At 73.3% G+C, this 10,372-nt stretch carries 9 protein-coding genes and 1 pseudogene; 8 read left to right on the plus strand and 2 right to left on the minus strand.

Annotated features, from left to right (window positions below; genetic code table 11):
* The 4 genes and pseudogenes from P3L51_RS32570 to P3L51_RS32585 form a co-directional block, all read left to right on the plus strand.
* On the plus strand, positions 1-1,128 hold a 1,128-nt coding region (locus P3L51_RS32570; protein WP_354608942.1), incomplete at its 5' end, for a bifunctional adenosylcobinamide kinase/adenosylcobinamide-phosphate guanylyltransferase.
* Between the two features lie 58 nt (positions 1,129-1,186).
* A complete protein-coding gene (gene cobT, locus P3L51_RS32575; protein ID WP_354608950.1) occupies positions 1,187-2,281 on the plus strand; it encodes a nicotinate-nucleotide--dimethylbenzimidazole phosphoribosyltransferase in 1,095 nt (364 codons plus the stop codon).
* A 107-nt stretch (positions 2,282-2,388) separates the two neighbouring features.
* Entirely contained in the window at positions 2,389-2,607 is a 219-nt protein-coding gene (locus P3L51_RS32580) for a hypothetical protein (RefSeq protein WP_354608943.1), read from the plus strand.
* Between the two features lie 77 nt (positions 2,608-2,684).
* Positions 2,685-3,419: pseudogene (locus P3L51_RS32585) on the plus strand (hypothetical protein); the annotation flags it as partial.
* On the opposite strand, the gene P3L51_RS32590 reads toward P3L51_RS32585, so the two are convergent.
* Positions 3,353-4,126, minus strand: coding sequence for a hypothetical protein (locus P3L51_RS32590; protein WP_354608944.1), 774 nt, complete (start codon positions 4,124-4,126; stop codon positions 3,353-3,355). The pseudogene P3L51_RS32585 and the gene P3L51_RS32590 overlap by 67 nt on opposite strands.
* Before the next feature lie 143 nt (positions 4,127-4,269).
* Between P3L51_RS32590 and P3L51_RS32595 the strand changes: the two genes are divergently transcribed.
* A complete protein-coding gene (locus P3L51_RS32595; protein WP_354608945.1) occupies positions 4,270-5,067 on the plus strand; it encodes an adenosylcobinamide-GDP ribazoletransferase in 798 nt (265 codons plus the stop codon).
* A gap of 47 nt (positions 5,068-5,114) precedes the next feature.
* Here P3L51_RS32595 and P3L51_RS32600 read toward each other — a convergent pair whose 3' ends face one another.
* Positions 5,115-5,927, minus strand: coding sequence for an endo alpha-1,4 polygalactosaminidase (locus P3L51_RS32600; protein WP_354608946.1), 813 nt, complete (start codon positions 5,925-5,927; stop codon positions 5,115-5,117).
* Positions 5,928-6,170: 243 nt separating this feature from the next.
* Here P3L51_RS32600 and P3L51_RS32605 point away from each other — a divergent pair, with 243 nt between their 5' ends.
* The 3 genes from P3L51_RS32605 to P3L51_RS32615 all read left to right on the plus strand — a co-directional run.
* Positions 6,171-7,724 (plus strand): leucyl aminopeptidase, encoded by a 1,554-nt coding sequence (locus tag P3L51_RS32605; RefSeq protein ID WP_354608947.1) that lies wholly within the window; start codon positions 6,171-6,173, stop codon positions 7,722-7,724.
* A 419-nt stretch (positions 7,725-8,143) separates the two neighbouring features.
* Positions 8,144-9,532, plus strand: coding sequence for a dihydrolipoyl dehydrogenase (gene lpdA, locus P3L51_RS32610; RefSeq protein ID WP_354608948.1), 1,389 nt, complete (start codon positions 8,144-8,146; stop codon positions 9,530-9,532).
* Positions 9,533-9,628: 96 nt separating this feature from the next.
* Positions 9,629-10,372, plus strand: a 744-nt coding sequence (locus P3L51_RS32615; RefSeq protein WP_354608949.1) for a biotin/lipoyl-containing protein, incomplete at its 3' end; no start/stop codon positions are given.

A 10,372-nucleotide genomic window follows, 5' to 3' on the forward strand; every position in this document is an offset into this window, starting at 1 on the left:
CTGCTCGTGGACGGCGCGGTGCTGCTCGACCTCACCCCCGGTGCGGCGCTGGCCGCCGCGCGGGCCGGGCACTCACTCAGCGGCGTACGGCAGGTGCTGCTCACGCACCCGCACGACGGTCCGGCGGTCGAGCTGCCCGCCGGACTGCCGACCGCCGGACGTGTCGCCGACGGTCGGGTGCTGACGCTGATCAGCGGGCACCGGGTGCGGGCCGTGCCGATGGACTCCCCCGGTACGGGGTACGAGGTGACGGCACCCGACGGCGAGCGGCTGCTGTATCTGCCCCCGGGCGGCGCCCCGGCGGGGCTCCCGGCGGGCAACGGCGACGGCGGCGCCCGCTCCGTACGGGCCGCCGGGCCCGCCCCGTACGACATGCTCGTCGCGGATGTGACCGGCCGCCCCGACGCCCTGGCCCGGCTGCGCGCCGCCGGACTCGTGGGTCCGGCCACCGACGTCATCGCCGTCCACATCGGCCACGAGGTGCCGCCGGGCGCCGAGTTGGACCGCAGGCTGGCGGCGGCGGGCGCGCGGGCCGTGCCGGACGGGACGACGCTGACGGTCGGCGAGTACCACGCCGTCCCCGACCTGCCGCGCCGCACCCTGGTGACGGGCGGTGCCCGCTCCGGCAAGTCCTTCGAGGCCGAGCGGCGGCTGGCCGCCTTTCCCGGCGTGCTGTACGTCGCGACGGGCGGCGCCCGCGACGGCGACCCGGAGTGGCGGGCCAGGGTCGCGACGCACCGAGACCGCCGCCCGGGCTCCTGGCGGACCGCCGAGACCTGCGACCTGGTGCCGCTGCTGGCCGGTGAGGGCCCGCCGGTGCTCGTCGACTGCCTGTCGCTGTGGCTGACGGACGCGATGGACCGGGTGGGCGCCTGGGACGACGCGGCGTGGGGCGCGGGCGGCGAGGAGGCACTGCGGGAGCGGACGGGCGAACTGGTCGGCGCCGTGCGCGCGACGCGGCGCACGGTGGTCCTGGTGACCAACGAGGTCGGCTCGGGCGTCGTGCCGGCGACGGCGTCGGGCCGGCGTTTCCGCGACGAGTTGGGGCGGCTGAACGCGGCCGTGGGCGCCGAGTGCGAGCACCTCCTGCTGGTCGTCGCCGGGCAGGCCCTCACCCTGCGCGGCTGACGGCGGGCGGGCCGGTGCGAGTGGGCGGGCTGCCGGTACTGTTCCGCGAATGAGCTCGCTGAATCTCGACGACTTCTCCGACCTGATCGAGCGCCCCGACGGCGGTCTGCGGCGTGACGCCGAGGAACGCCGCGAGCGGCTGATCGTCCCGCCCGGCGCGCTGGGCCGGCTCGACGAACTGGCCGAGTGGCTGTCGGCCGCGCAGGCGACCGTGCCCGTCAAGGCCATCGAGCAGCCGCGCGTGGTGCTCTTCGCCGGTGACCACGGTGTCGCCTCGCTGAATGTCTCGGCGCGCCCGGCCGGGAGCGCGCATCTGCTGGTGCGCGCGGTACTGGAGGGCGAGAGCCCGGTGGCCGTGCTGGCGCGCCGGGCGGGGGTGCCGGTACGGATCGTGGACGCCGGTCTGGACTGCGATCCGGAGCTGCTTCCCGCGGAGGTCGTACGTCACCGGGTGCGGCGCGGCAGCGGGCGTATCGACGTCGAGGACGCGCTGACGATCGAGGAGGCCGAGGAGGCCGTACGGCTCGGCATGGCGATCGCCGACGAGGAGGCCGACTCCGGCACGGATCTGGTCGTCCTCGGCGATCTGAGCGTCGGCGGTACGACTCCGGCCGCCGCCCTGATCGCGGCGCTCTGCGGCACGGACGCGTCCGTGGTCACGGGGCGCGGCGGCGCGGGGATCGACGACCTGGCGTGGATGCGCAAGTGCGCGGCGATCAGGGACTCGCTGCGCAGGGCGCGGCCGGTGCTCGGTGACCAGTTGGAGCTGCTGGCGACGGTCGGCGGTGCGGATCTGGCGGCGACGACCGGTTTCCTGCTGCAGAGCGCGGTGCGCCGGATGCCGGTGATCCTGGACGGCGTCGTCTCGTCGGCGTGCGCGCTGGTCGGCCAGCGGGCGGCGTTCCGGGCGCCGGACTGGTGGCTCGCGGGCCAGGTGAGCGGGGAGCCGGCGCAGGGGAAGGCGCTGGACCGGATGGCGATCACTCCGCTGCTCGACCACGGAGTGGTCGTGGGCGAGGGGACGGGCGCGCTGCTGGCGCTGCCGATGGTGCAGGCCGCGGCGGCGCTGGCGGCGGAACTTCCACAGCGGCCGGAGACGCCGGAGCCCGCGGAAGCGGGGGCGGAGAGCGCCGGCGTCGAGGACATCACCTAGGTCGTGTCCGCGAAGTGGCGCCGTCCGCCCGAAGGGGCGGGGCCCGCGGCGTTTGGTGCGGTGCGTCGCACGGCGGCGGACCGGCGTTGTCGGCGGACCGGCCGTACGTGGCCGACCGACGACAACGCGGCGAGGCGCCGCCCGCCGTGGCGGTGGCCGAGGTCACCGCGGCGGCGCGGGCCGGGCGGGACTTCACGGACACGCCCCAGGGGCTCTGCGCCGAACACGGGCGTTCGTCGCCCGCCTCGTGGAGCGACGGCGCGTGCGGGGACGGCGGCGCGGCCCCCGGTGGCGAGCGGGGCAGGTCTCGGAGCCGTACATCCTGAAGTCCTTCCGTCCGTGCGGTCGCGCGACCGCACGCCGGGCGAACAGGCCTGACATAAGCCTCATATGATCCCGCTTCATGGGAGAAGCGGGATCAATCCGGTCGAGCGTGGTCCGGGCCGCCCGCCGTGAGTGGGGCGTGCCGCTGCGGACCGTACGGAGCGCGCTGGCGCGGCGGACCTGGCGGGCGATCCCCATGACGCTGGCGGCGGTGTGTCTGACGGCCCTGCTCCAGATCGCCCAGAACCAGTCGTGGGGCCTGCGGCCCGTGCTGGACCTCGGCGGCGTGCGGGCGGAGGACCCGCTGTGGCTCGCCCTGCTCCGTACGCCGCTGTCGCTGTTCGTACCGGCGCTCGACCTGCCCGTGTGGGGCGCGCTGGCGCAGATCCTGCTGGCCTTCGGGATCGCGGAGATCTGCGTGGGCAGGTGGCGCACGCTGCTGATCGCGTACGCCGCGACGCTCGCGGGCACCTTCTACGCGCGCGTGGCCGTCACGCTCGGCCCGCACGGGGCCGTCGGTCCCGTCGGCCTCCCCGAATCGAACGCCTCGGTGATCGACACCGGCCCGTCGGCGGCGGTCGTGGGACTGGCGGTCTATGTGTGCTGGCACTACCGGGCCTGGTTCACGGCGGCGCTGGTGACACTGGTCGCGATCCTGGAGGTCGCGTTCAAGGACAACCTCGCGGGCCGTGAGCATCTGGCGGCGATCCTGCTGGTCGTGGCGGTGTGCGCGCTGGAGGACGCGACTCAGCGCGGCGGATCGGGCGTCGCGGCCCGGTTCAGCTCGTCGTTCGGGGCTCCGCCGATCCAGTCCTGGACTCGGCGGCGCGGCCCGGACCAGCGGCGGTCGCGGTGGTACGCGCGCAGCGTCATCCGGGCCCGCGCCCGGTGGCGGCGGCGGTAGAACCGGCGGGCCCAGACCGAGCCCGGTCGCGCGAGCCGCAGCGCGCCGATGATCGCCACCGGGGGCACCAGCACACCCACGAGCGCCATCGGCAGCTTCCCCTTGAGCAGCGTGACGAGGACGAAGACGAAGCTGATGGCGAGACTCATCAGCAGCGAGACCCGGTCCTGCCGCTCCTCCGCCGACAGCGAGTCGACGCCGAGCGGCGAGTAGCCGCTCAGGACCAGGAGCGCCAGCGCCGCGGCGAGGATCACGACCTCCACGCTCTGCCGGCCCTGCTCGGTCCAGTACACGTCGTCCAGATGCAGGATCAGCGCGAACTCGTCGAGGACCAGACCGGCGCCCATCCCGAAGATCACCGCCCACACCGCCGCCCCGACGCCGTGCCTGCCGCTGCCGACCGCGCCGAAGCCGCCGATCACCATGAGGATCACACCGGGCACCACGTGGTGGATGTGCATCCCGCCGGGTCTGACGTTCCGGAACGGCCCCTTCCCCGCGCGGATCAGACGGGTGATCATCCGCGTGATCGCGAAGGTCAGTACGAAGGCGACCAGCGCGAGCAGCATGGGGAGCTTGCCCGGCTCGACGAAGTTCTGGTGGAACCAGGAACCCATGCCACGCCCCTCCCGTTTTCAAGGCTTTTACATGCTTATGGGGCAACTTACCGGCTGAGGGTCCGGGTCCGGCCGAAGCCCCCTCCGGGGCCGGCCCAGGGCCCCGTCCGAGCGCTCACCCCCGCCCGGCTACTGTTCGCGCGATGAGCGCCCCACGTTCGACGCAGGCCGCCGCCGACGGCATCCGGTTCGCCTTCGGCACGCTCACCGCGCTCCCGGTCCGGGTGACCCGCTGGGACCGCGAGGCCGCCCGTGCGGGGATGCTCGCGGCGCCGCTGGCCGGCCTCGTCGTCGGGCTGTGCGCCGCCGCCGTGGGCGGCCTGCTGCTCCTGGCGGGCTCAGCGCCGCTGCTCGCCGCCGTCGCCACCACCGCCGTCCCGGCCGCGCTCACCCGGGGGCTGCATCTCGACGGCCTGGCCGACACCGCCGACGGACTCGGCAGCGCGAAGCCGGCCGGGGAGGCGCTGCGGATCATGAAGCGGTCGGACATCGGGCCGTTCGGTGTGATCACCCTGCTGTTCGTCCTGCTGGGGCAGGTCGCCGCGCTGACCGAGCTGTACGACGAGGGCTGGGCGTACGGCGCCGTCGCCGCCGCCCTCGCGGCCGTCACGGCGCGGCTCGCGCTCACGCTGGCCGCGCGTCCGGGCGTACCGCCCGCGCGCCCCGAGGGTCTGGGGGCCGCCGTCGCGGGCTCCGTGCCCGCGCGGGCGGCGGTGCTCGCGGCGCTCCTGGTGGCGGCGGTGTCCGCGGCGGTGTGCGGCGGTCTGTTCGGGGCGTACGGCGCCCTGCACCACGTCCTGGCCCTCGCGGCCGGTCTCGGCGCCGCGCACCTGCTCCTCGCGCACTGCGTGCGCCGCTTCGGCGGCGTCACCGGGGACGTCTTCGGCGGCCTCGCCGAGACGGCGGCGACGGCGGCCCTGATCGTCCTGACCCTGGGCTGACGGCCCGTCAACCGCCGGGCGCCGAACCGCCGGTCCGCCGGTCCGGCTCAGCAGGCCCGGCGCCAGACGCCCAGTTCGTACTCCTTCAGCATCGCGCTCAGCTTCAGCCGCCTCGCCTCGGGACAGAACTCCCGCGTCGGCAGCTCGTACTCCACGTGGAAGACCGCCTTGCCCGCCTCGATGAACGGCGTGAGTTCGGCGCACTCCTCGTACTGCGCGCACTGCTCGTTGACCGCGAAGTCGAAGTCCCCGACCAGCTCCGGGATTTGGGGGAGGTCGTTCTTGAGGCCGACGGACAGCCCGCGTTCGTGGGCGAGGCGCGCGACGAGCCGGTTGTAGCGGAGCTGGTCGGCGGCGGTGAGGGGGAAGCCCGTGGGGTTTCGGTAGCCGTCCATGTTGTCGGGCTCCACCGCGTCGAAGCCCTTCCTCTCGCACATGTCGATCCGCTCGGCCATCAACGGGCCCAGGACGTCGGTGCGGCGGATGTCCAGCCAGCGCTCACCGTCCCAGCCGTTTCCCTTGCCCAGCACGGACTTGGGGAACTTCCCGGCGTCCGGCCGGAACTCCTCCCAGGCGCCGGTGGAGAGGTAGCAGATGACCTTGCGGCCCCGGTCGTGGAGATCGGCGACGGCCGACGCGGGGTGGTCGAAGCCGTCGATGTCGTAGACGGGGACGTCCACGGTGGGGTCCAGCGCGCCGCTGAGCTGCCACTGCCAGCCGACCCCCGGCTCGGGCCGCCAGCGCTCCCCGGCGCCGCCGCTCGGACCCTCCTCGGCGCCGCCCCGGACGTCGTCGTCGGGCGGGCCGGAGCAGCCGCCCACGAGCAGCAGCAGGGCCAGGACAAAGAGTCGGGTCTTCACGGCTGTTCCGGGTCCCTCGCGCTCGGTTCATGATCGTCGGGCGGATGGCCCGCTCCAGCAGACCACATGCGGACCACATGCCGAGACGGCCGAGCACGCCCGCCGCTGTGAGTGAACGTGAACACCGCGCGTAGGCTCGCTCCAGGTGCTCCGCGGGCCGATTTACGATGCGGTGGGCACGGCCGGCCCTGCGAATGACCGGCTTCCGCCGAAGAACTTCTATGGAAGCGAGATTTCACCACCGTGACTGCTCTCACTCTCAGCACAGCCGGCGCGGCGACGTTGCGCGCCGACGCGATCGTCGTCGGCGTCGCCAAGGGAGCCAAGGGGCCGGCCGTCGCGCCGGGCGCCGAGGCCGTGGACAAGGCGTACGACGGCAAGCTCGCCTCCGTCCTGGAGTCCCTCGGCGCCACTGGTGCCGAGGGCGAGGCGACCAAGCTCCCCGCGCCGTCCGGCCTCAAGGTCCCGATCGTCATCGCGGTCGGCCTCGGTACGGCCCCGGAGAAGGACGAGGCGTACGGCGCCGAGACCCTCCGCCGGGCCGCCGGTGTCGCCGCCCGCACCCTCTCCGGCGCCAAGAAGGCCGCGTTCGCGCTGCCCACGGAGGCGGCCGAGGACGTCGAGGCCGTGGCGGAGGGCGCGCTGCTCGGCGCGTACGCCTTCACCGCGTACCGCGGCACCGAGAAGTCCGCCAAGTCCACGGGCGGCAAGGGCGACAAGCGCGACAGCGGTGTGAAGCAGCCGCTCGGCGAGGTCACCCTGCTCGGCGCGAAGCCGCGCGACAAGGCGCACAAGGCGGCGGTCGAGCGCGCGATCTCGCTGACCGAGGAGATCAACCGCGCCCGCGACCTGGTCAACACCCCGCCGAACGACCTGTATCCGGAGACCTTCGCCGCCATCGCCACCGCGGTCGGCAAGGAGCACGGCGTCAAGGTCCAGGTCACCGACGAGAAGGCGCTCGTCAAGGGCGGCTACGGCGGCCTCCTCGGCGTCGGCCAGGGCTCGGAGCACGGCCCGCGCCTCGTACGCCTGGAGTACACGCACGCCAAGGCGAAGAAGACGATCGCACTGGTCGGCAAGGGCATCACCTACGACTCGGGCGGCATCTCGCTCAAGCCGCCGGGCCACAACGAGACGATGAAGTGCGACATGAGCGGCGCCGCGGCCGTCCTCGCCGCCGTCGTGTCGGCGGCCCGCCTCGGCCTCCAGGTCAATGTGACCGGCTGGCTGGCGCTCGCCGAGAACATGCCGTCGGGCACCGCGACGCGCCCCGGCGACGTCCTGCGCATGTACAGCGGCAAGACCGTCGAGGTTCTGAACACCGACGCCGAGGGCCGGCTCGTCCTCGCGGACGCGATCACCCGCGCCTCCGAGGAGAAGCCCGACGCGATCGTGGACGTGGCGACGCTGACCGGCGCCATGGTCGTGGCGCTCGGCAACCGGACCTTCGGCATCATGTCGAACGACGACGCGTTCCGTACGTCGGTGCACGAGATTGCCGAGGAGGTCGGCGAGGCGTCCTGGCCGATGCCGCTGCCGACCGAGCTGCTCAAGGGCATGGACTCCCCCACCGCCGACATCGCGAACATGGGTGAGCGCATGGGCGGCGGCCTGGTCGCCGGACTGTTCCTCAAGGAGTTCGTCGGCGAGGGCATCACCTGGGCACACCTCGACATCGCCGGTCCGGCCTTCCACGAAGGCGCCCCCTACGGCTACACGCCCAAGGGCGGCACCGGCTCGTCGATCCGCACGCTGGTCAAGCTCGCCGAGCGCACGGCCGCGGGCGACCTGGGCTGAGAGCCCGGACCGGTGGCCCCCGGCCGCCGCCGGGAATGCGTGGCCCGCCCCGCTGGTTGTCCGGTCGAGTACCGGGGATCTCGGGGCGGGCCGTTCCGCTCCCGGCGAAACGCGTCCGCGCACTGGATTCCCGTACGGAGCGCCTATCCCGTGCGTGTCGCGTGCGTCACGCGTGTACGACGTGTGTACGACGCGCGTACGGGCATCCGCACGAGCGTCCGTACGAGCCAGTAACCCCTGATCGCGGCCGACCGGCCGTCTCAGAACCCCGGCCCCGCGTCCCGCCGCCCTCCGACAAGTGCGAAGATGGGTTCTCGGCAGGACAGGGCCCCCACCACAGGGCCGACGAAACAGCGGCCGAACACCAGCCGCCGCCCGGTCATCGACCGCGCCCGGCGCACATGCATGGAGGACGTGACGTGGCGAACGACGCCAGCACCGTTTTCGACCTAGTGATCCTCGGCGGCGGTAGCGGCGGTTACGCCGCGGCGCTGCGCGGAGCGCAACTGGGCCTGGACGTCGCCCTGATCGAGAAGAACAAGCTCGGCGGCACCTGCCTGCACAACGGCTGCATCCCCACCAAGGCTCTGCTGCACGCCGGCGAGATCGCCGACCAGGCGCGCGAGTCGGAGCAGTTCGGGGTCAAGGCCACCTTCGAGGGCATCGACATCGCGGGTGTGCACAAGTACAAGGACGAGGTCGTCTCCGGCCTCTACAAGGGTCTTCAGGGTCTGGTCGCCTCCCGCAAGGTGACCTACATCGAGGGTGAGGGACGGCTCTCGTCCCCGACCTCCGTCGATGTCGACGGCCGCCGTGTCCAGGGCCGCCATGTCCTGCTCGCGACCGGCTCCGTACCGAAGTCGCTGCCCGGTCTGGAGATCGACGGCCAGCGGATCATCTCCTCGGACCACGCGCTGAAGCTGGACCGCGTCCCGAAGACGGCGATCGTCCTGGGCGGCGGCGTCATCGGCGTCGAGTTCGCCTCGGCGTGGAAGTCGTTCGGCACGGACGTCACCGTCATCGAGGGCCTCAAGCACCTCGTACCGGTCGAGGACGAGAACAGCTCCAAGCTCCTGGAGCGCGCCTTCCGCAAGCGCGGTATCAAGTTCAACCTCGGCACCTTCTTCGACAAGGCCGAGTACACGCAGGACGGTGTGCGCGTCACGCTGGCCGACGGCAAGTCCTTCGACGCGGAGGTGCTGCTGGTCGCGATCGGCCGCGGCCCCGTCTCGCAGGGCCTCGGCTACGAGGAGCAGGGCGTCGCGATGGACCGCGGCTTCGTGCTCGTGGACGAGTACATGCGGACGAACGTCGAGACGATCTCGGCCGTCGGTGACCTCGTCCCGACGCTCCAGCTCGCGCACGTCGGCTTCGCCGAGGGCATCCTCGTGGCGGAGCGGCTGGCCGGGCTGAAGACCGTCCCCGTCGACTACGACGGCGTGCCCCGGGTGACGTACTGCCACCCCGAGGTCGCCTCCGTCGGTATCACCGAGGCCAAGGCCAAGGAGATCTACGGTGCGGACAAGGTCGTCGCTCTGAAGTACAACCTGGCGGGCAACGGCAAGAGCAAGATCCTGAAGACCGCGGGCGAGATCAAGCTCGTCCAGGTCAAGGACGGCGCCGTCGTCGGCGTCCACATGGTCGGTGACCGTATGGGCGAGCAGGTCGGCGAAGCCCAGCTGATCTACAACTGGGAGGCTCTGCCGGCCGAGGTCGCGCAGCTCATCCACGCGCACCCGACGCAGAACGAAGCTCTCGGCGAGGCCCACCTGGCCCTGGCCGGCAAGCCGCTCCACGCCCACGACTGATGCGTCAGTCCGAGCGCGACGACCATTACCGCACCTCCCCACGCCCGGCGCTCCGCGCAGGCTGGGGAGATCCCACCGTTAGGAGCAGCTGAAACCATGGCGGTTTCCGTAACCCTGCCGGCGCTCGGCGAGAGCGTCACCGAGGGCACTGTCACCCGCTGGCTGAAGGCCGAGGGCGAGCGCGTCGAGGCCGACGAGCCGTTGCTCGAGGTCTCCACCGACAAGGTCGACACCGAGATCCCGGCGCCCGCCGCCGGGATCCTGGCGTCGATCAAGGTCGCCGAGGACGAGACGGTCGAGGTCGGCGCCGAGCTGGCCGTGATCGACGACGGTTCGGGCGGCGAGGCCGCCGCCGCGCCGCAGCAGGCCGAGGCTCCGGCCGAGCCCGCCGCTCCGGCCGAGGCCGCACCCGCTCCCGCACCCGTTCAGGAGGCCCCGGCGGCTCCGGCGCCCGCGCCGGCCGCCGAGGCACCGGCGGGCGGCTCCGCCGAGGGCACGGACGTCACCCTCCCGGCGCTCGGCGAGAGCGTCACCGAGGGCACCGTCACCCGCTGGCTCAAGGAGGTCGGCGACGCGGTCGAGGCCGACGAGCCGCTGCTGGAGGTCTCGACGGACAAGGTCGACACCGAGATTCCGTCCCCGGTCGCCGGCGTGCTGCTGGAGATCGTGGTCGGCGAGGACGAGACCGCGGAGGTCGGCGCGAGGCTGGCCGTGATCGGCGCCGAGGGTGCCGCTCCGGCGGCGGCCCCGGCACCGGCTCCGGCCGCGCCGAAGGAGGAGGCTCCCGCCGCTCCGGCGCCCGCGCCGGCTCCCGTCGCCGCGCCCGCCCCGGCACCGGCG

It is taken from the genome of Streptomyces panacea (assembly GCF_040560175.1).
Classification (GTDB): domain Bacteria; phylum Actinomycetota; class Actinomycetes; order Streptomycetales; family Streptomycetaceae; genus Streptomyces; species Streptomyces panacea.